Raw genomic sequence first — 19,897 nt, forward strand, 5'->3', positions numbered from 1 at the left:
GAAGCACGGTCCGGCCTCTCTACATGGACCGTGCTTCATCCGCCTGATGGCGTCAGACGGCGCGCAATTGTTGCGCCAGCCATGGTCTGGCGAGGTCGAGATCGGCGTTGGTGAGGCCGTGCGCGGCGAGAACCGTCTCGGTCCGCGTGGAAACGCCTGCAGCTGACAGATCGGCGACGAGTTTATCGCGGGAGGTGGCGGGCACGATCGGATCCATGGCCCCGGAGATCACCAGGGCGCTTGCCTCGACTGGCGCGGGGCGGGCCTCATCAGGCGTGAACACCGGACCGGCGAAGGGCGCCATGGCGCGCAGCAGCAGGCCGCCCGCCAGCACGCCGCTGTGACGCATCAGCAGCGCCGCCGCGATATTGGCCCCATTGGAAAAGCCCAGGGCTACGGGGGCCGGGAGGTGGTTGGCGGCGCAGGCGCGCTGGACGAAACCAGCGAGGTCAGCCGCCTGCCGGCGCAGGTCCGCCTCGTCAAGCCGGCCTTCGGCGAAGCGACGAAAGAAACGCGGCGCGCCGCCCTCCAGCACCTTGCCGCGCACCGACAGCAGCGGCGCGCCAGGGGCCAGCTGCTGCGCCAGCGGGATCAGGTCCCGTTCGTCTCCGCCGGTGCCGTGCAGCAGCAGCAACGGTCTGAGGTCTGCGGCGCCGGGCACGACAATATGGATGAAATCTCCAGCCTGGGCGGCTGTGTTGACCTGGGCCATGGCGGCCTCCTTTCTCGTGACGCGGCATGTCACGCGGTTCCGTAGCGCCAGCTTCAACCAGCGCCGTGAAACGCCGGCGAGGCCGCCGCGGCGCGTCTGGCGCTGGTGGGCGCCAGACGCTAACGCGGATCAGCTGTCGCCAAGGCTCGGCAGCGCCGCCTGGATGGCGTCACGGTGCGGTTCGAACTGCTGCGGCAGCTTCAGCGCTTCGCCCAGGGTTTCCAGCGGTTCATCTACCGTGAAGCCTGGCTCGTCGGTTGCGATTTCGAACAGCACGCCGCCAGGCTCACGGAAGTAGATCGAGCGGAAATACTGCCGGTCACGCTGCGCGGTGGGCCGCAGGCCGTGCTCGTCGATGAGCTTGCGCGCCAGTTCTGCCTGCGCCGCGTCATCGGCGGACCGGAAGGCGATGTGGTGCACGCTGCCGCGCCCCTGGTGGCCGCCCATGAAGTTGCCGGCTTCATGCAGATCAACCACCGAACGGCCGGCGCCCTCGCCCACCACATATCGCGTCACCGCGCCCTCGCGCCCGGCCTCGTGGAAGCCGAGGACATCGGTGAGGATGCGGGCGGTCGGACCGGCCTCACGCAGCAGAAGGGTGACGCCGTCAATGCCCGAGATGGCGTTGCTGGCTGGCACGCCGCCACCTTCATCGACAGCGCCCTCGGCGTCCGCGTCCCCCACAGGCTCGCCTGTCGCCACCAACGACAGCAGGGCCCCATCGGGATCCTGGAAGTCGAGAACGGTTTCGCCAAACCTGCGGCTGACGGTTTCGTGGGCGACGCCTTTTTCAAGCAGGCGATGCGCCCAATAGCCGATGGACCCCTGCGGCGCCCGGAACGTGGTGCGCAACGCATCGCCGATGCCGGCCCGACCAGCAGTGGCATTGGCCCAGGGGAAGAAGGTCATCAATGTGCCAGGCGCGCCGGAGCGGTCGCCAAAGTACAGATGCCAGTTCGCAGGATCGTCGAAATTGACCGTGCGCTTGACCAGGCGGAGCCCCAACACATCCACGTAAAACCGGCGGTTGCGCGCGGCGTCCCCTGCGATGGCGGTGACGTGGTGAATACCGTGGTTGGCCATGGCTCAGTCCTTTCATGGCTGGCGACAGTCCGTGTCGCCCGATTGGCTTGGGCGACATTTGAGCAGCCGAGGGCGTGATTGAAAGGTGCGGCTCCTTGCATCGGAGCAAAGCGACGATTGCGCTGGCGCGTCGTGGTTGACCCAGCCCAATCGAAGGCTGCACCAGGGCACTGGTGCTGTCCGGCCATCGCCGTAAGCAAGCTTGACAGCCTGGCAGGCCCATGCACATCATTATGATATAACATATAACAGTTATGGTTTGGGAGGACGCCTGATGCCGAATGTCACCCGCCGGACAATCATGTCCGCTGTTATGTCCACAGCTCTGGCAGTGGGCCTCGCGGCGCCAGGGCTCGCCCAGGACAGCAAGCCGATCCGCATCGGCGTTCCCACCGCAATCCAGCTGCAGATTGGCCGCGACGCCCAGACGGGCGTGCAAATGGCTATTGACGAGATCAACGCCGGCGGTGGGCTGCTTGGCCGCAAGCTGGAGATGGTGGTCGCCGATGAGACCGAGAATCCGGAGCAGGGCATCGCCGCCATCAAGAAACTGACAGCGGATGAAAAGGTCGATGTGCTGATTGGCGGCTACACCAGCGGCGTCACCCTCGCCCAGCTCCCTCACCTTGCCCGGTCCAAGACTATCTACATGGGCATTGGCGCGGCCTCGCCGGCGATCACCGCCCGGGTAAAGAGCGATTACGACAATTACAAATATATCTTTCGCTCCTTTCCGGTGCACGCTGGCCACCAGGCCCGTGGCCTCGTGGACTTCATCAGCGGCAAGCTGAAAGGTGAGATGGGGCTGTCGAAGATCGCCATCGTCGGCGAGAACGCCAAATGGGTGCAGGATCTCGCGCCAATTCTCAAGAAAGGGGCCATCGACGCTGGCGCCGAGGTGACGTTGACGGAGTTCTTCGACACCACGACGTCAGACTTCTCGCCGCTGCTGGCCAAGGTGAAGAACAGCGGCGCGCAATATCTGATCATCGTCCTGTCCCATGCCTCATCAGACGTGTTCGTCAAGCAATGGCATGACGCCCAGGCGCCGTTTCCGATCGGCGGCATCGATGTGAAGGGGCAGGATCAGGATTTCTATTCCCGCGTCAGCGGCAAGGCCCTGTCCGAGACCGTGGCCAATTTCACGGTGCGGGCCGACATCACGCCAAAAACCATCAAATTCTGGGATGAGTTTGTGAAGCGCGCAGGCACAGCGCCCGTCTACACCGGCGTCGGCGGCTATGATGCGGTTCACATTTACGCCGAGGCCGTGAAGCGCGCCAACAGCGTCAAACCTGAGGACGTAATCAAGGAGCTGGAAAAGACCAGCTACACCGGCGTGGCGGGCAAGGTCGAGTTCGATGAGAACCACGACGTAAAGGCCGGTCCAGGCTTCATCAACATGCTGTTCGCCCAATGGCGCGACAAAGGCGAGCGGGTGATCGTCTGGCCGAAAGCGCTGGCCAATGGCGAGATGATCCCGCCGCCCTGGCTCAAGAAATAGCCGGCATCGCCCGACGGCGCGGGCCCTGATCAGGTCGTAATGACCTGTGCGCCCACGCCGGCCGGAGTCGCGGGTTCGCCTGGCGCGGTGAGGCCAGGGGTCATCGCCAGGGGGCATCGCCAGGCGCCCGCCCCCCCGACCATGCTGCTCCGCCGACGCAGCGACACCAGCCGGCGCGACCATGCGGAACGCCGCATTCCACCAGTCGCCCAACGCGCCGCCCGGCGAACCGCAGGCAGGCTGTCTCCCGCATCCTTGCGCCGCCACCAAGGGGTGTTCATGCTCCAGATACTCATTTACGGCGCGGTGACCAGCGCCATCTACGCCATGCTGGCGGTCGGCTTTACGCTGATCTTTGGCGTCGCCCGTATCCTCAATCTGGCGCATGGCTCATTCTACGCCCTCGGCGCCTATTCCGCCTTCTTTCTGACGTCCGTGCTCAGCGTGCCGCTGCTGCCCGCCGCCGTGATCTCGGTGATGTTCGTGGCGTTGTTCGGCGTCGCCATGGAGCGCTTCCTGGTGCGTCCTTTGCGCAGCTCGCAACTGGCGGTTCTGATGATCACGCTCGCCGTGTCGCTGGCCGTCGAGCAGGCGCTATTCCTGATCTTCGGCTCAGAGTATCGCAACGTGCCGTCTTTCGTCGCCGACAAGGTGAGCCTGTTCGGGGTCGACATCTCCGGCCAGCGCCTGCTGGCGCTGGGCGTGGGCGTGGTGGTGCTGACCAGCCTGTGGCTGTTCATTCAGCGCACCCGGCTGGGCGCCGCCATCCTCGCCATCTCGCAGGATGCGGAAGCCGCCCGTTACATGGGCATTCCCACCGATCGCATCTTCTCACTGGTCATGGCGATCTCCGCTGGCACGGCGGCGCTGGCCGGCATCCTGGTGGCGCCGTTTCTCACCGTGCAGCCGACCATGGGGCTTCTGCCCATGGTCAAGGCTTTCGCCATCGTCATTGTCGGCGGGCTTGGCTCGATCCCCGGCAGCATCGTTGCAGCGCTCATGCTCGGCTATTCGGAGACCATCGTGGCCTATCTCATTTCCACAGCCTGGACCGAACTGGTGTCCCTGGTCGCGGTGGTGTTGACGCTGGTGCTAAGACCGGCCGGCATTTTTGGCCGCAGGGCGGCGTTCTGACATGAAGGCGCGCCCTGTTGATCTCGCCGGCGCCGCCGCGGTCATCGCCATCCTCGCCATCGCCCCCGTGCTGGCTGGGTCCAATTATCTCACTGGCGTTCTCACCGTCTGCCTGATTTACGCCATCTGGGCGAGCAGCTGGGATTTCATGTCCGGGCTCACCGGGCGGGAGAATTTCGGCCACGCGCTGTTCATTGGCGCCGGAGCTTACACCGCCGGCTTTCTCAGCAGCATCTGGCTGGCTAACCCGTGGTACAGCCTGCCGTTGTCCGTGGTTGTGGCGGCGGCGTTCGCGGTGCTGGTCGGCTTCCCGACCCTGCGGCTGCGCGGGCCGTATTTTGCCCTCGCCATGCTGTCCACCGCCGCGATCATGCAGCGGCTGATGCTGATTTTCTGGGAATACACCGGGGGCGAAGAGGGCATTTACGGGTTGGAGCCACTGATCCACGATCCCCTGCATTACTACTGGTTTGTGCTGGCCATTCTCGTCGTCACGGTGGCGTTGCTGACCATCGCCGCCCGCTCCAACTGGGGCCTGCTGCTCCGGGCGATCAGAGGCGACGAGGCGTCCTGTCAGGCTTCCGGCATCAACGTCACCTTCTACAAGATCACCTCGCTGATGGTCAGCGCCGGTTTCGCCGGCCTCGGCGGGGCGCTCTACGCCCACTACCAGCTGCAGGTCAGTCCGCCGCTGTTCTCGGTGGTGACATCCATCACGGTGATCATCATGGTCTATGTCGGCGGCATGGGCTCGATCTGGGGGCCGGCGCTGGGCGCCATCCTGCTGACGCTGCTGACGGAGATGCTGCGCGGCTTCGGCGAATACCGGCTCTGGGTCTATACAATCGTCCTGATCCTTATCCTGTTTTTCCTGCCCGGCGGGCTCGTGGCGCCGCTGTGGCGCCGTCTCACAGGAGGCCGGAGATGAGCGCCCCACTTCTTGAAGCGCGCCAGCTGCGCAAACGCTTTGGCGGCCTGGTGGCGGTCAAGGACGTCAGTTTCAGCGTTGATCAGGGCGAAATCGTCGGCATCCTTGGCCCCAATGGCGCCGGCAAGACCACGCTGTTCAACCTGATCACCGGCTTCATTCCGCCCGACAGCGGCGATGTGTTGCTGGAAGGGGCCTCGATCAGGGGCCTCGCCCCGTGGCGCGTCGTCAACCGGGGCCTCGCACGGACCTTTCAGCTCACCCGACCGTTTCTGGGCATGAGCGTCATCGAAAACCTGCTGGTCGCCAGCCAGGCGCCGCGCGTGCGCCACAAGGCCCATGGCGAGGAGCGGGCGCTGGCCATCCTCGACCAGGTCGGATTGCGAGATAAGGCCTACGGCCCGGTTGAGGTGCTGCCCTATGGCGATCTGCGGCGGCTGGAAATCGCACGGGCGCTGGCGACAGAACCGCAATTGCTGCTGCTCGACGAGCCATTTGCGGGCCTGGGTTCCAGCGAGATCACACCGCTGTCAGAGCTTATCCGGCGACTGCACCGGGATGAGGGACTGACCATCCTGATTATCGAACACAAATTGCGGGAGTTCATGGCCCTGACATCCAGGATCATCGCCCTCGACTTCGGCGAGGTCATCGCCGTCGGAGACCCCGCCGCCATCGTGCGCGATCCACGTGTGGTGGAGGCCTATATCGGACGCAGGGAGGGTGAAGGTGACGCTGCTTGAAGTTGCGGGCCTTCAGGTTCGCTATGGCAAGGCGCTGGCCGTTGAGTCCATCTCCCTGAAGGTGGCGGCCGGAGAGCTGGTCGGTGTGCTTGGCCCCAATGGCGCCGGCAAGACGACGCTGCTACGGGCCATCTCTGGCATGCTGCCGTTTGGGGGGCGCATTCGCTTTGATGGCGCTGACATTGCCGGCGTGCCGGCGCACCAGCTGGTGGGACGCGGCGTCTGCCATTGTCCCGAGGGGCGTCGGCTGTTTCCCGAACTGACCGTGCTGAAGAATCTCGAACTGGGCGCCTATCTGCGGAGCGATCGCGACGGCATCCGCGCGGATCTGGACATGATCTACGGGCTATTTCCAGTGTTGCGCGACCGGCGCAGCCAGCAGGCCAGCACCCTGTCCGGCGGCGAGCAGCAGATGGTGGCGATTGGCCGGGCGCTGATGGGCCGGCCGCGCTTGTTGCTGCTGGATGAGCCTTCTGTCGGCATCGCCCACAAGTTGAAGATGCAGATCTTTGACGCCATCGCCGAGATCCGGCGGCGCGGCGCGGCGATCCTGGTTGTCGAGCAGGACGCGGCCTCGACCCTAGCGATCGTCGATCGCGCCTATGTTCTCGAGCACGGTCGCGCCGTGCGCGAGGGCAGCGCGACCGAGATGCAGGGCGATGACTACATCAGGCAGGTCTATCTCGGCGTGTAGCTGTGCTTGCGCATGACCCCCAATCGCCTTTGGCGCCCGCCCCAGGAGCCCTGCGCAACCCGGGGGCGCAGCCTTTGGCAGCCTGCTTCGCGAGGGGCCGCCTTTGCCGGGTCCAGTCCGCCGCCCGCCTGGCCATTTGCGGCTGCCTCTGACCTATTGAATACGCAGCGACGCATCAAAAAAGGCCCGGGCTGATGTGCCCGGGCCTCCCTGTCGTGTCGTGCTGGCGCAGCGTGTTCAGCCGCGCTTGCGGTCCATGAAGGCGTTGAACTCGCCGACGATGCCGCGACGGAATAGCAGCACGCAGATGACGAAGATCGAGCCGATCACCACCGGAACCGGGAGCGACGAGGTCGCGAGGTAGTTCTCGAGGCTGACCACCAGCACGGCCCCGACGATGGGACCCATCAGCGTGCCAATGCCGCCGAGCAGGGTCATCAGCACCACTTCGCCCGACATCTGGAAGCCGACGTCGGTCAGCGAAGCCAGCTGGAACACGATCGCCTTGGTGGCGCCGGCGAGGCCAGCCAGCGCCGCCGAGATGACGAAGGCGCCTAGCTTGTAGCGCGAGACGCGATACCCCAGCGAAATGGCGCGCTGTTCGTTCTCGCGAATGGCCTTCAGGATCGAGCCGAAGGGCGAATGCACCACGCGCCAGATGATGAAAAAGCCGATGACGAACACCGCGGCGACGAAATAGTACATGTTCAGCGAGCTGGAGAGGTCGATGAAACCGAACAGCTTGCCGCGCGGCACGCCCTGGATGCCGTCTTCGCCGCCGGTGAACGGCGCCTGCAGGCAGAAGAAGAAGAACATCTGCGCCAGCGCCATGGTGATCATGGCGAAGTAGATGCCCTGACGCTTGATGGCGACATAGCCGAACACCAGGCCCATGGCGGCGGCGAACGCCGTGCCGCCGAGGATCGCCAGCTCGGGCGGGAAGCCCCAGGCCTTGATCGAATAAGCGCTGATGTAGGCCGCGCCGCCGAAGAAGGCGGCATGACCGAACGACAGGAGGCCGACATAGCCAAGCAACAGGTTGAACGCCGCCGCGAACAGGGCGAAGCACAACACCTTCATGACGAAGACGGGATAAATCAGGAAGGGCGCGACGAGGATCAGCAGCAGGCCGATGATCAGCAGCGCCACCGTGCGCGACGAGGTCTTGTTACCGATAGCCACATCTGCAGCGTTCGGTGAAACGGCTTTCGTAGCCATTGATTATTCCTTCCCGAACAGGCCAGCCGGGCGCAGCAGCAGCACCAGCACCATGATGACGAAGATGACCGTGCTCGACGCTTCCGGATAGAACACCTTGGTCAGGCCCTCGACCAGACCCAGCATATAGCCGGTGACGACGGCGCCCATGATCGAGCCCATGCCGCCGATCACCACCACCGCGAAGACGATAATGACGATGTTCTGACCCATCAGCGGGCTGACCTGGTACACCGGGGCAGCGAGCACGCCGGCAAGGCCAGCGAGACCGGCGCCAATGGCGTAGGTCAGGGTCAGCAGGCGCGGAACGTTGACGCCGAAGGCCTGCACGAGGGTCGGGTTCTCGGTCGCGGCGCGCAGATAGGCGCCGAATTTGGTCTTCTCGATCAGCAGCCAGGTCGCCAGACAGACGACGATCGACGCCACGATCACGAATGCGCGGTACTTCGGCAGGATCATGAAGCCGAGATTGAACGCGCCCTGGAAGGTGGAGGGGATCGAATAGGGCTGACCCGAAGTGCCATACCAGTGGCGGAACAGGCCTTCGATCACCAGCGCCAGACCAAAGGTCAGCAGCAGGCCATACAGATGGTCGAGCTGGTAGATGCGCGACAGCAGCAGTTTCTCGATGACCACGCCGACGAGCGCGACGCCAAGCGGGGCGAGCACTAGCGCCGGCCAGAAGCCGATGCCAGCATAGCGCAGCAGGAACCAGGCGAAGAATGCGCCCAGCATGTACTGCGCGCCGTGCGCGAAGTTAATGACGCGAAGCATGCCGAAAATGACCGCGAGGCCAAGGCTCAGCATGGCGTAGAAAGAGCCGTTGATCAGTCCGATGAGGAGCTGCCCCATCAGGGCCGGCAATGAAATTCCAAAGACGGTTACCATGAGCGGGGCGCCTTACAGACCGAGAGTTTCGTTGAGGCTTTCCATCCGGCCCTCGAGTTCATCCGCACGGAATGAATCGATCATGTGGCCGTCTTCCATCACATAGAAGCGGTCGGCCACCTTGCGGGCGAAACGGAAGTTCTGCTCGACGAGGAGGATGGTCATGCCCTTTTCCTTGAGGGCGCGAATGACGTCGCCGATCCGCTGCACGATCACCGGCGCGAGGCCTTCGGTCGGCTCGTCCAGCAACAGGATATTGGCCCCCGTGCGCAGGATGCGCGCGATCGCCAGCATCTGCTGCTCGCCGCCGGAGAGCTTGGTGCCCTGGCTGTAGCGGCGCTCGGCGAGGTTTGGGAACAGCTGGTAGATCTCGTCGAGCGAAAAGCCGCCATCCGCCACCTTGGGCGGCAGCATCAGGTTTTCATGCACATTGAGACCCGAGAAGATACCGCGCTCTTCCGGCACGAAACCCAGGCCGGCATAGGCCACGTCGTGCAGCGGCATGGCCATGAGGTCCTTGCCCTGCAGGGTTATCGAGCCCTGGCGCTTGCGCAGCACGCCCATGATCGACTTCAGCGTCGTCGTCTTGCCGGCGCCGTTGCGGCCAAGCAGCGTGACGGTCTCGCCGCGATGCACCTTCAGGTCAACGCCGTGCAGCACATGGCTTTCGCCATACCAGGCCTGAAGGCCTTTCACCTCAAGCAATGGCTCAGTCATGCTCGGACCCCATGTAAGCTTCGCGGACGCGCGGGTCCTGGCTGACGGTCTGATAGTCGCCCTCAGCGAGGATCTCGCCACGCTGCAACACGGTGACCGCATCGCAGAGGTCTTCGACCACATGGAGATTGTGCTCGACCATGACGACCGTGCGCCCCTGGGCCGCCTGGCGGATCAGGTCGGCGATATGGCCAATGTCCTCATGGGCCATGCCCGCCATGGGCTCGTCGAGCAGCATCACGTCGGGCTCGAGCGCCAGCGTGGCGGCGAGCTCAAGCGCGCGCTTGCGTCCATAGGGCAGCTCGCCGGCGGTGTGACCGATGAAGCTTTCAAGGCCAACCGATTTCACCAGCTCATAGGCGCGGTCATTCAGCACCGAAAGGCTGCTGTCCGGCTTCCAGAACTGGGTGGCGAGGTTGCCGGGCCGCTGCAGGGCGATGCGCACGTTCTCCAGCACGGAAAGGCTGGGGAACACCGCTGAAATCTGGAACGAGCGCACGACGCCGAGGCGGGAAATCTCCGCCGGCGCAAGGCCGGTGATGTCGCGCCCGCGATAGGTGATGACGCCGCGCGTCGGTTGCAGAAACTTGGTGAGCAGGTTGAAGCACGTGGTCTTGCCCGCGCCGTTAGGGCCGATCAACGCATGGATCGACCCCTCGCGCACCGCAAGATCGACGTCCTTGACCGCAACGAAGCCCTTGAACTCTTTGGTAAGCCCCTTGGCGGACAGGACAATGCCGCCGGCAGCCCCCCCGGAAGCGGAGCCGCCGTTATGATGGTGTGTGTGTGATGTCATCTCAGTTCGCCAGCGGGCAGCCGCTCTCCTTGACGGTCATGAAAGCCTGATCGCCCGGAATGGTCGCCAGGAGTTTGTAATAGTCGAATGGTTTGGTGCTTTCGGCAGGCTTCTTCACCTCGAACAGGTACATGTCGTGCACCATGCGGCCGTTAGGCAGCACCTTGCCGTTGCGGCTGAATGCATCCTCAACCGGCAATTCTCGCAATTTGGCGGCGACAGCATCGGCATTGTCCGTGCCTGCCGCCTCGATGGCCTTGAGGTACTGGCGGACAGCCGAATAGGTGCCAGCCTGGATCATGTTGGGCATGCGGCCTGTGGCCTTCATGTAGCGCTCGCCAAACGCGCGCGCCTTGTCATCAAGGTCCCAGTAGAAGCCCTCAGACAGAACCAGACCGTTGGCGGCTGGCAGGCCGAGGCCGTGCACCTCAGACAGAGTGACGAGCAGCGACGCCAGGCGCTGTCCGCCCTGGACGATGCCGAATTCCGCCGCCGCCTTGATGGCGTTCGACGTGTCCATCCCCGCATTGGCGAGGCCGATGACCTTGGCGCCGGAGCTTTGCGCCTGAAGCAGGAATGACGAGAAATCCGAGGTGTTAAGCGGGTGACGCACCTGCCCCAGCACCTTGCCGCCCTTGGACGTCACGAATTTTGCCGTCTGCTCCTCAAGAGAATGGCCGAATGCGTAGTCGGCGGTGAGGAAGAACCAGTCCTTGCCGCCCTGATCAACCAGCGCGCCGCCGACGCCCTTGGCCATGGCGTAGGTGTCGAACGCCCAGTGAAAGCCGTAAGGGGAGCACTGCTTGCCGGTCAGCTCCGACGTGGCGGCGCCCGTAACGATATTGATGCGCTTCTTCTCGCGCGTCAGCTGCTGCACCGCCAGCGCAGCCGAGGACGAGGTCAGCTCGACGATCGCGTCGACCTTGTCGGCGTCATACCACTGGCGGGCAATGCTGGAGGCGATGTCGGCCTTGTTTTGATGGTCGGCGTCGACCAGCTGCACGGGCACGCCCAGCACCTTGCCGCCCACATCCTCAATGGCCAGACGCGCCGCAGCGACCGAGCCCTTGCCGCCAAAGTCGGCGTAGACGCCGGACTGGTCGTTCAGCACGCCGATCCGGACAATATTGTCGGAGAACTTGCCTGTCTGGGCGCTGGCGCCTGGTTCCGCTGCGGAAGCCAAACCTGTCACCCCGACAGCCAGCGCCGCCGCGCACGCGAATCGACTGACCAGGGCGCATTTTCTGACCATTTCAGCCATTTTTCGCCTCCTCTACGGGCATAGCCCATCCAGCTGATCCGACCAGGGTTGACGTCAGCGCATAGATCAACCGCTTGGTAGAACCCTAATGACCTTGCTTTACAGCGACTTGTCAAGGCAGCCCGCCTTGAATCGGACACAGCTTCGACCAATTGATCAACAGCATGTTATTATTCCGCCGTTCGCCACAATTCGACGTTCTGGTCGGTTGTAAATTTCGGACAATCGTGAGTGCGTCCTGGCCCGTAAGTGATCTGGCCGCGTATTAAGGTTGCGCGATAGCAACCCTGCCCTCAATCGGCCAAAAAATCACGGTTTTGACGATCCGCAGTTTGAGCTTGCCATCGGACAGCCGCCGTGGCGCGCCAGGATGGATGGGCGAAGCGGCTCACGCTGCTGCAAGGGCAAGGGAGAATAGAGTGGCGGACAACAGCAAGCTGGAACCGAAGGCCCCGGCGGAGCCCTCCGCCAGCGCAGGCAAAGCCGCCGGCGCCTCGCCCGCATCGGAGACCAAGGCCGCAAAGCCAGCCGTGGCCGCCGCTCCGCCCAAAGCTCAAGCCGGGCTGACGACTGACCCGAAGGCGCCAACGGACCCCACGCTCCCGACCGCCGCTGGCGCAGGCAAGGCTGGCGCGACCAGTCCCCGCCATGGCGGAAAACCTGTGACCTCAGACTCCGCGACGCCCCCTTCAGGCTCACGCGCGGCAGATGTCGTTTCAGCGGCAGCCGGTGGGAGCGACACATCTGCTGTTACGACAAAGAACCAGGCGCCATCGCCTATGGTCGACGCGCGGGACCGGATCGGCGCTGGCGCAGCGCCGTCCGCCGCCGCAACCGCCACGGAGCCCGGTGCTGACACGAGCGCCCGAACCGAACCTTACAGACCATCGCAGCCACAATCAGACTGGAAGCCGGGCCAGCGCGGGGGCGACGCAGCCGCGTCCGCTCCGGCAAGTGCAGGCGCTTCGCCATCTACCGTCAAACCACTTGCGCTCGGCGCACTTGGCGGCGCCGCAATGGCGCTGCTGATCAGCTGGCTGGCGGCGCCCGGGCAGCCCGCCGCGCCGCAGCCGGCGGGCGACGGCAAGATCGCGACGGCGCTTGAGGAGATCGAGAAAGAGCGCGCCGCTACATCGTCCCGGTCTACTGCGGCTGAGCGTGCGGCGGCGGACCTCGCCGCGCGCATCACCGCCCTTGAGCAGAAGTCCGGCGGCGCCGATCAGCCGTCAGACCGCGTAGCCGCACGCGTCAAGTCCGTTGAAGACCGGATCACCGCGCTGGAAAGCGCTGATAAGGCCCGGTCAGCGCAGCCATCGGCGACGGCCAGCAATAGTCATCCAGACACTGTCGTCGCGCTCAACCGGCGCATTGAGGCGCTCGAGCAGCGCATTGCAGCCCTGGCGACACGGCCTGTGGATCCGTCTGCGCCATCGGCGATCGATCGTGACGGGCCGGCGCGGTTGCCGGCGCCTCCGGCCGCGACAGCCCATGGCGACAACGGCGTTGCAACACAGGCGCTCCGACCGCCAGCGCCGATCCCGGAGCCCCCGCTGACGGCGCCGGCGGCGCTGGTGCGCGGTTGGGTATTGCATAATGTGTCGGGGGGCGTCGCCGTGCTCGAAGGCCGTAGTGCTGGCGTGGTTGAAGTGCGGCGGGGCCAGAATGTCGCCGGTCTCGGCCGCATTATCAGCATCGACCGGCGCGGCTCGATCTGGGTCGTCGCCACCGAACGTGGCGTTATCACCGCGCCGGCCTATTAGAGGCCTCGCGCGCCAACGCCTGTCGCCTGTCAGGATGACAGCGCCAAGGCGCCAAAGCTGCTTGACGCTTACGCCTGTCAGGCGTAAGCCACGGGTACATCGTGGTGATTTGGCCGGCCGGCTTGCAGCCACGTTAAATAATTCGCTAAAGGGCCGTGGACGGTTTTTGATCGACCCGGCTTTTGTCAGGCCGGGTTTTTTCATGTCCGCCCGGGTCGCGGCGCGGAGCGTGTCACACGCTCCCACCCTGGCTCCGACGGAGCGATGCCAGCGTCTGCGCTGGATCAAGGGCCCTGCGGGGCCAAGCTGTCGGGAGACTATTGTGGCTATCAACCGCCCCCTCCGCCCTGAATCCCGTCTGGTGCACGCGGGAACCTTGCGCTCGCAGTTTGGCGAGACCTCCGAGGCGATGTTCCTGACCCAGGGGCATGTTTACCAGTCAGCTGAAGAGTGCGAGGCGCGCTTCAAGGGCGAATTGCCAGGGTTCCTTTACTCCCGCTTTTCCAACCCGACCGTGGAAATGTTTGAGCAGCGCATGGCTGCCCTGGAAGGCGCCGAAGCTGCGCGCGCCACCGCATCCGGCATGGCGGCGGTGACCGCAGCCCTGCTCGCCCAGGTCAGCGCTGGCGATCATGTGATTGCAGCCAAGGCGTTGTTCGGCTCGTCGCGCTGGCTCACCGATGAGCTGCTGCCCCGCTATGGCGTGGCGGTTTCGCTGGTGGATGGCGAAGACCTCGACCAGTGGCGGGCGGCAGTGCGCCCCAACACCCGCACAGCGCTGATTGAGAGCCCGGCCAACCCTACGCTCTCGATCGTCGATATCGCCGGTGTCGCGGAGATCGTCCACGCTGTCGGCGCCACGCTGATGGTCGACAATGTGTTCGCCACGCCGATCTGGCAGAGCCCGCTTGAGTTGGGCGCCGATTGCGTCATCTATTCCACCACCAAGCACATTGATGGCCAGGGCCGCTGCCTGGGCGGCGTCATCCTCGGCAGCCACGAATTCATCAACGCCCACATCTTCAACTTCCTGCGCCAGACCGGACCGGCGATGTCGCCGTTTAACGCCTGGGTCATGCTGAAGGGTCTTGAGACGCTTGCGGTGCGGGTGCGCCAGCAGACCGCCAACGCCGCCGCGGTAGCTGACGCCCTGGCGACGCACCCCAAGGTGACGCGTCTGGTGTATCCCGGGCGCGCCGACCATCCGCAGGCAGACCTCATCGCCAGGCAAATGCGCGCGGGGTCGACCCTGCTGGCGCTGGAGGTTGAGGGCGGCAAGCAGGGCGCGTTCCGCTTCATGAACGCGCTGTCGCTGGTCAAGATCTCCAACAATCTCGGCGACGCCAAGAGCCTGATCACCCACCCCGCCACCACGACGCACCAGCGCTTTGATGACGCCACGCGCGCGGCCATGGGCGTGTCGGATGGCCTGCTCAGGCTGTCGGTTGGCCTTGAGCACCACGACGACCTGATCGCTGACCTGACGGACGCGCTCGATCGCCTGTGACACCGGCCTTAGGGCAAGAGTGGGGCGCCGCCGCCCCTGCGGCTTGCCCCTCCTGGTCAGGCCCGCGCGGCGCTCTTTGCCGCCAGTGCGCCCGCTGTGTTAACACAGCGTGGCGCGCCGGGCCGTCGGACTGGCGCGCCTGTTCGAGCTGGGCGCGCCATGACTTCTGCGGAGCATGGTCCACCCGGCGACCGCGACGGCCAGACACAGGGCCGCAGACCTGACGTCATATGACTGTCGCGCCAGCCTGCCCTCGCGGCATGTGGCGCGGGGCGGCGGGTTCCAGGCGCCACCGTAAAGATGCGAGCCAACGCCATGCAGACCTTCTTCGTTCAGATCAAATGCAAGCTGGGCCAGACCTACGCTGTGGCCAGCGCCCTGGCTGATCGGGAGATTGCATCCGAGATTTATTCCATCGCCGGCGACTTTGATATTATCGCCAAGTTTCACGTCGATCGTGAGGTCGATATCGGCCATTTCGTCGCCGAGAAGGTTCAGCCCATCGCGGGCATCGCTGATACGCGAACGCTGATCACCTTCAAGGCGTTCTGAGCGCAGGCCTCACCCCGGGCTCGTCGGGAAGCCACGGCGGCAGCCCTGCGGGCATCACGGACGGCCACAGAGAGCACGATCTTGCAAGATACTCCCTCGCAGGGCGCCGTCAGTCGCCTGCCGGCCGCGCCAGGCACGATCGCCGACGTCCCTTCGCCGACCATCGCCTTCCTGATCACCGAGGACTGGTTCTTCTGCTCACACTTCCTGCCCATGGCGCGCGCGGCGCGCGAGATGGGCATGGATGTGGTGGTGATCACGCGGGTGCGCGCGCATCAACAAATGATCGAGGCGACCGGGGCGCGGGTCATCGCCCTTGAGGCCGAGCGAAAGAGTCTCAATCCGCTGGCCGTCCTGGCAAATATCGCCCGCCTCCGCGCCATCCTGCGCCAGGTTCAGCCCGATATCCTACATATGATCGCCCTCAGACCGATCCTGCTTGGCGGCCTTGCGGCGCGATCAACCGGCATTGCCCGACGCGTCTATGCCCTCACCGGCCTTGGCTTTCTCGGGGCGCGCCAGGATGCGCTGGGCATGACCGCCGCGCGAGCGATCCGCGCGCTGTTGCGCGGACCACTCGAAAACGCCACGACCCGCTATCTGTTTGAAAACCCTGACGACGCCGTGGGATTGCGGCTGTCGCCCAATGACCCGCGCGTCGTGCTGGTCGGCGGCGCAGGCGTCGATCCAGATGAATTCACGCCGACGCCGCAACCTGAAGGGGCCGCGCTGCGCGTCGCCATGGTCGCGCGCATGCTATGGTCAAAGGGCGTGGATCTCGCGGTGGCGGCGGTGCAGATGGCCCGAAACCAGGGGGCCGACGTGACGCTGTCGCTGTATGGCGCGCCCGATCCATCCAACCCCAAAGCGATTCCGGAGGAGACCCTGCGCCAGTGGAGCGCCCTCCCGGGTGTGACATGGCATGGCCGCACCAGTGATATCGCTGGCGTATGGCGCGACCATCATGTGGCGCTGCTGCCCTCGCGCGGTGGCGAAGGCCTGCCACGCACCTTGCTGGAGGCCGCAGCCTGTGGTCGGGGCATTGTCACCACCGATGTCCCGGGCTGCCGCCTGTTTGTTCGCGATGGCGTGGACGGCTTTATCGCGCCGCCTGACGATGCAAGGGCAATTGCCCACGCACTGACGCGGCTTGCCGATGACCGTGCTTTCACCCTTCAATGCGGCGAGAACGCTCGCGCGCGTCTGCTGTCTGGTTTCACCGAACGCCATGTGATGGATGCGGTGAAGGCTATGTACGCCGGATTGCTGGCGCAGAAACCCGGAGCCGCCTTTTGAACGCCACCACCGCCGCCCGCCTGATCGAGGACCGTGAGGCGTTCATCAGGACCCACACCGAGGTTACGCCAGTTCCGCATGCGCCGGAGATCTCGCTCCATCTGGCGACTGAGGCGACGGAGCTGTGGCGCAAGACTGAAGAAGAGCTTGGCGAGATCGGTTTGCCGCCGCCGTTCTGGGCCTTTGCCTGGGCGGGTGGTCAGGCGCTGGCGCGGCATGTCCTCGACCATCCCGAACTGGTGCGCGGCAAGAACGTGCTCGATTTCGCCTCTGGCTCAGGCCTTGTCGGCGTCGCCGCCGCGCGGGCGGGAGCTGTCATGGTGGAAGCAGTGGATATCGATCCGTTCTCCGCCAGCGCCATCGCCATCAACGCCGCCCTCAACAAGGTGGACCTGCGCGTGCGGACCGACAATCTGCTTGGCCGGTACAGCGGCGGCGGCTGGTCGGAACATGACTGGGTCGATGAGGGCTGGGACGTCATCCTGGCGGGCGACATCTGCTACGAACGTGATCTGGCCGCCCGGGTCATCGCCTGGCTTGAAGCCTTGGCGAACCGGGGGGCGGATGTGCTGATCGGTGATCCGGGCCGCTCCTATTTGCCAAAGCAGCGCCTTGAACAGATCGCTCTGTATGAAGTGCCGGTGACGCGTGAGCTGGAAGACAGCGAGGTGAAGCGCACCTGCGTGTGGCGGCTGAAGCGGGCCTGACATGGAGCAACGCCACAGCTGCTCGAGCTGTCGCCGGGCAGCCGGCGGTTGCGTGGCATCGGGCGGCTCCCCATTGTATCAGCCACAGGCCAAGTTCGATTACCGCTCAAAGGGTGGCACTGGCGAGCGGTTGGCTGCCATTTGGCGGTGACCAGCGATGTCGCGTCTCGCGGCGCGCTGGCGCCACACGGACGCGCGCTCGGGTTCTGTGGTACCGTGTAGGCGGGACTTTGGGCCTAGGGGCAGGACGCCCTTGGGAAGAAAGCCCTTGGCTAGGACGCGCTTGGGTAAAACGCCCTTGGGCAGGCTCGAACTGATGGGACCATGACAATGGGACGCGGCCACAGCGACACGGACCACAGCCCTGCGCCTTCTCAGGCGTCGCAGGGATACGGGTCGCACGGCCATGGTGAGCACTCACACCATAGCCATGGCCCCGATGCCGGGCATGCCCATGGTGACTGCGCCCATGCCGCCGAGCGCGCGGAGCAGGCGCCCCGCGCCCTGGCGGATGCGGAGCGGCTTTGCCTCGAACGCGGCGTCAGGCTGACGGAGCTGCGACGCTCGGTGCTGGCGGCGCTGTATGAGACGCACCGTCCGTTGGGCGCTTACGATCTGGCTGAAATCCTCGCCGACCGTACGTCGAAGCGTATCGCGCCAATCAGCGTCTATCGCGTGCTCGAGTTTTTGACCGAGCAAGGCTTCGTCCATCGGCTGGTGACGCGCAACGCCTTCATCGCCTGCCCGCATCAGCACGCGGCGGATGATGTGACGGTGTTTCTGATCTGCTCGGCATGCGGTGGCGTCGACGAGATTGAATCGTCCGGAATCAATGCCGCCATCAATGGCGTGCTGAAATCGTCCCGCTTCCGGCCTGCGGCCAAGATCGTCGAGATTGACGGCGTTTGCGCCCATTGTCAGGGGCCGGAAGCGCAGGGCACCAGCGCTTGAGCCGAACTGATTGCGCCACATTTGACCGCGAACGAGCAGCAAGGCACAACGCGGCCCTTCATGTTTTGGCGCTGGAAGGGATCGTCGGGATTTTTTCCAACTCTGGTCAGGCGCTACGGACAGCTTCGCTGTCAGATTTAAGTCGATGCGCCGGGAGGGCCGCCGGGCAATCAGCTGGTTTGCTCCTGTCGCCCGGTTATTTGGCTCACGCGCGGCGCGTGACGACAGCCGCTGGACACCATGATCATGCTTTCTCAGTCCGTTTCGGCCACTGGCGCCGCTCACGCAGGGCGGCTTCCGCCCTTTGACGCTGGATTTGGCGTTTATGTGCACTGGCCCTTCTGCGCGTCGAAATGTCCGTATTGCGATTTTAACAGCCATGTCCGGCGCGCGCCGGTCGATGAAGCGCGCTTTGTTGGGGCGTTCAGGACCGAGCTGGCGCATCGCGCCGCTATCGCGCCCGGGCGACGGGTGACCAGCATATTCTTCGGCGGCGGCACCCCTTCACTCATGCAGGGCGCGACCGTGGCGGCGATCATCGACGCCATCGCAGAATGCTGGAGCGTGGCGCCGGATGCCGAGATTACGCTCGAAGCAAACCCCACCAGCGTCGAGGCCGGGCGGTTCCGGGATTATCGCGCCGCCGGGGTCAACCGGGTGTCGCTTGGCGTGCAGGCGCTCAACAATCCCGATCTCAAGCGGCTCGGCCGCCTCCATAGCGCCGAGGAGGCGCTGGCGGCGGTGCGTGTGGCGGCCAGCATCTTCGCGCGCTATTCGTTCGACCTGATCTACGCCAGGCCGGAACAGACGGCGGAGCAGTGGCGGCAGGAGCTGGAAGAGGCGATCTCGCATGCCGTGGAGCATCTGTCGCTGTATCAGCTAACCATTGAGCCAGGCACCTGGTTTGATCGTCTGTACCGCGCCGGCAAACTGACGACGCCAGACGAGGAGCTGGCCCGGGCGCTGTGGGATGTGACCCAGGAGGTTTGCGACCGGCATGGCATGCCAGCCTACGAGGTCTCCAATCATGCCCGCCCAGGCGCCGAAAGCCGCCACAACCAGGTGTACTGGCGCTATGGCGAATACGCTGGCGTCGGCCCAGGCGCCCATGGTCGCCTGTTTGGGCCTGAGGGACGCCTCGCCATGTCGACAGAGCTGTCGCCCGAGAAATGGCTCGATATGGTGGAGGCGCAAGGCCATGGCCTCACCGAGAACGAGCTGCTCGACCCAATCGCCCAGGGCGATGAATATCTGGTCATGGGCTTGCGGCTGCGGGAAGGCATTTTGCCTGCGCGCTACAAGGCGCTATCTGGCAGGACGCTGGACGAGCGGCAGCTGGGCTATCTGCTTGAAGATGGCCTCGTCAGGCTGAACGGTGATCGCCTCGCGATCACCGACAAGGGCTTTCCCCTGCTCAACGCCGTCATCAGCCAGCTGGCGCGGTAG

18 protein-coding genes, 1 pseudogene and 1 riboswitch are annotated in these 19,897 nt (G+C 64.9%); of the genes and pseudogenes, 12 read left to right on the forward strand and 7 right to left on the reverse strand.

Features of this window, described 5'->3' with window-relative positions:
* Window positions 1–52: 52 nt before the first annotated feature.
* Both AC6A67_RS09935 and AC6A67_RS09940 read right to left on the reverse strand, forming a co-directional pair.
* Window positions 53–712 carry an alpha/beta hydrolase gene (locus AC6A67_RS09935; protein ID WP_498036397.1) on the reverse strand — a complete coding sequence of 220 codons (660 nt, stop codon included), beginning with the start codon at window positions 710–712 and terminating at the stop codon, window positions 53–55.
* A gap of 129 nt (window positions 713–841) precedes the next feature.
* Window positions 842–1,795 (reverse strand): ring-cleaving dioxygenase, encoded by a 954-nt coding sequence (locus AC6A67_RS09940; RefSeq protein ID WP_498036398.1) that lies wholly within the window; start codon window positions 1,793–1,795, stop codon window positions 842–844.
* Between the two features lie 301 nt (window positions 1,796–2,096).
* Between AC6A67_RS09940 and AC6A67_RS09945 the strand changes: the two genes are divergently transcribed.
* The 5 genes from AC6A67_RS09945 to AC6A67_RS09965 all read left to right on the forward strand — a co-directional run bounded on the left by AC6A67_RS09945 (window position 2,097) and on the right by AC6A67_RS09965 (window position 6,798).
* Window positions 2,097–3,299 (forward strand): ABC transporter substrate-binding protein, encoded by a 1,203-nt coding sequence (locus AC6A67_RS09945; protein WP_498036399.1) that lies wholly within the window; start codon window positions 2,097–2,099, stop codon window positions 3,297–3,299.
* Between the two features lie 279 nt (window positions 3,300–3,578).
* Window positions 3,579–4,433, forward strand: a complete 855-nt coding sequence (locus tag AC6A67_RS09950; protein ID WP_498036400.1) for a branched-chain amino acid ABC transporter permease — start codon at window positions 3,579–3,581, stop codon at window positions 4,431–4,433.
* A gap of 1 nt (window position 4,434) precedes the next feature.
* Complete coding sequence (locus AC6A67_RS09955; RefSeq protein WP_498036401.1) at window positions 4,435–5,361, forward strand: branched-chain amino acid ABC transporter permease; 927 nt, start codon at window positions 4,435–4,437, stop codon at window positions 5,359–5,361.
* Complete coding sequence (locus AC6A67_RS09960) at window positions 5,358–6,104, forward strand: ABC transporter ATP-binding protein (protein ID WP_498036402.1); 747 nt, start codon at window positions 5,358–5,360, stop codon at window positions 6,102–6,104. Before AC6A67_RS09955 ends, AC6A67_RS09960 begins: the two co-directional genes overlap by 4 nt.
* Window positions 6,097–6,798: an ABC transporter ATP-binding protein gene (locus AC6A67_RS09965; protein ID WP_498036500.1), complete on the forward strand. Its 702-nt coding sequence runs from the start codon at window positions 6,097–6,099 to the stop codon at window positions 6,796–6,798. The genes AC6A67_RS09960 and AC6A67_RS09965 overlap by 8 nt, the downstream gene beginning before the upstream one ends.
* 237 nt (window positions 6,799–7,035) lie before the next feature.
* Here the strand turns inward: AC6A67_RS09965 and AC6A67_RS09970 are convergent, their stop codons facing one another.
* The 5 genes and pseudogenes from AC6A67_RS09970 to AC6A67_RS09990 form a co-directional block, all read right to left on the reverse strand.
* Window positions 7,036–8,016, reverse strand: a complete 981-nt coding sequence (locus AC6A67_RS09970; RefSeq protein ID WP_498036403.1) for a branched-chain amino acid ABC transporter permease — start codon at window positions 8,014–8,016, stop codon at window positions 7,036–7,038.
* Window positions 8,017–8,019: 3 nt separating this feature from the next.
* On the reverse strand, window positions 8,020–8,904 hold the full coding sequence (locus tag AC6A67_RS09975) for a branched-chain amino acid ABC transporter permease (RefSeq protein ID WP_498036404.1): 885 nt from the start codon (window positions 8,902–8,904) through the stop codon (window positions 8,020–8,022).
* Between the two features lie 12 nt (window positions 8,905–8,916).
* Entirely contained in the window at window positions 8,917–9,621 is a 705-nt protein-coding gene (locus AC6A67_RS09980) for an ABC transporter ATP-binding protein (protein WP_498036405.1), read from the reverse strand.
* A pseudogene (locus AC6A67_RS09985) lies at window positions 9,614–10,398 on the reverse strand (ABC transporter ATP-binding protein). The gene AC6A67_RS09980 and the pseudogene AC6A67_RS09985 overlap by 8 nt, the downstream one beginning before the upstream one ends.
* Before the next feature lie 20 nt (window positions 10,399–10,418).
* Complete coding sequence (locus tag AC6A67_RS09990) at window positions 10,419–11,600, reverse strand: ABC transporter substrate-binding protein (protein ID WP_498036406.1); 1,182 nt, start codon at window positions 11,598–11,600, stop codon at window positions 10,419–10,421.
* A 1,094-nt stretch (window positions 11,601–12,694) separates the two neighbouring features.
* Between AC6A67_RS09990 and AC6A67_RS09995 the strand changes: the two genes are divergently transcribed.
* From AC6A67_RS09995 to hemW, 7 genes are all read left to right on the forward strand, one after another.
* Window positions 12,695–13,438: a hypothetical protein gene (locus AC6A67_RS09995; protein WP_498036407.1), complete on the forward strand. Its 744-nt coding sequence runs from the start codon at window positions 12,695–12,697 to the stop codon at window positions 13,436–13,438.
* Window positions 13,439–13,529: 91 nt separating this feature from the next.
* A riboswitch (SAM riboswitch) is annotated at window positions 13,530–13,607 on the forward strand.
* A 153-nt stretch (window positions 13,608–13,760) separates the two neighbouring features.
* Window positions 13,761–14,945, forward strand: a complete 1,185-nt coding sequence (locus tag AC6A67_RS10000) for an O-succinylhomoserine sulfhydrylase (protein ID WP_498036408.1) — start codon at window positions 13,761–13,763, stop codon at window positions 14,943–14,945.
* Window positions 14,946–15,260: 315 nt separating this feature from the next.
* On the forward strand, window positions 15,261–15,497 hold the full coding sequence (locus tag AC6A67_RS10005; RefSeq protein WP_498036501.1) for an Lrp/AsnC ligand binding domain-containing protein: 237 nt from the start codon (window positions 15,261–15,263) through the stop codon (window positions 15,495–15,497).
* An 81-nt stretch (window positions 15,498–15,578) separates the two neighbouring features.
* Entirely contained in the window at window positions 15,579–16,793 is a 1,215-nt protein-coding gene (locus tag AC6A67_RS10010) for a glycosyltransferase family 4 protein (RefSeq protein ID WP_498036409.1), read from the forward strand.
* Complete coding sequence (locus tag AC6A67_RS10015; RefSeq protein WP_498036410.1) at window positions 16,790–17,500, forward strand: class I SAM-dependent methyltransferase; 711 nt, start codon at window positions 16,790–16,792, stop codon at window positions 17,498–17,500. Before AC6A67_RS10010 ends, AC6A67_RS10015 begins: the two co-directional genes overlap by 4 nt.
* 330 nt (window positions 17,501–17,830) lie before the next feature.
* A complete protein-coding gene (locus AC6A67_RS10020; RefSeq protein WP_498036502.1) occupies window positions 17,831–18,451 on the forward strand; it encodes a Fur family transcriptional regulator in 621 nt (206 codons plus the stop codon).
* A 246-nt stretch (window positions 18,452–18,697) separates the two neighbouring features.
* The gene (gene hemW, locus AC6A67_RS10025; RefSeq protein WP_498036411.1) at window positions 18,698–19,897 is read left to right on the forward strand and encodes a radical SAM family heme chaperone HemW; all 1,200 of its coding nucleotides are present in this window, start codon (window positions 18,698–18,700) and stop codon (window positions 19,895–19,897) included.

The organism is Camelimonas sp. FR25, from assembly GCF_059740505.1.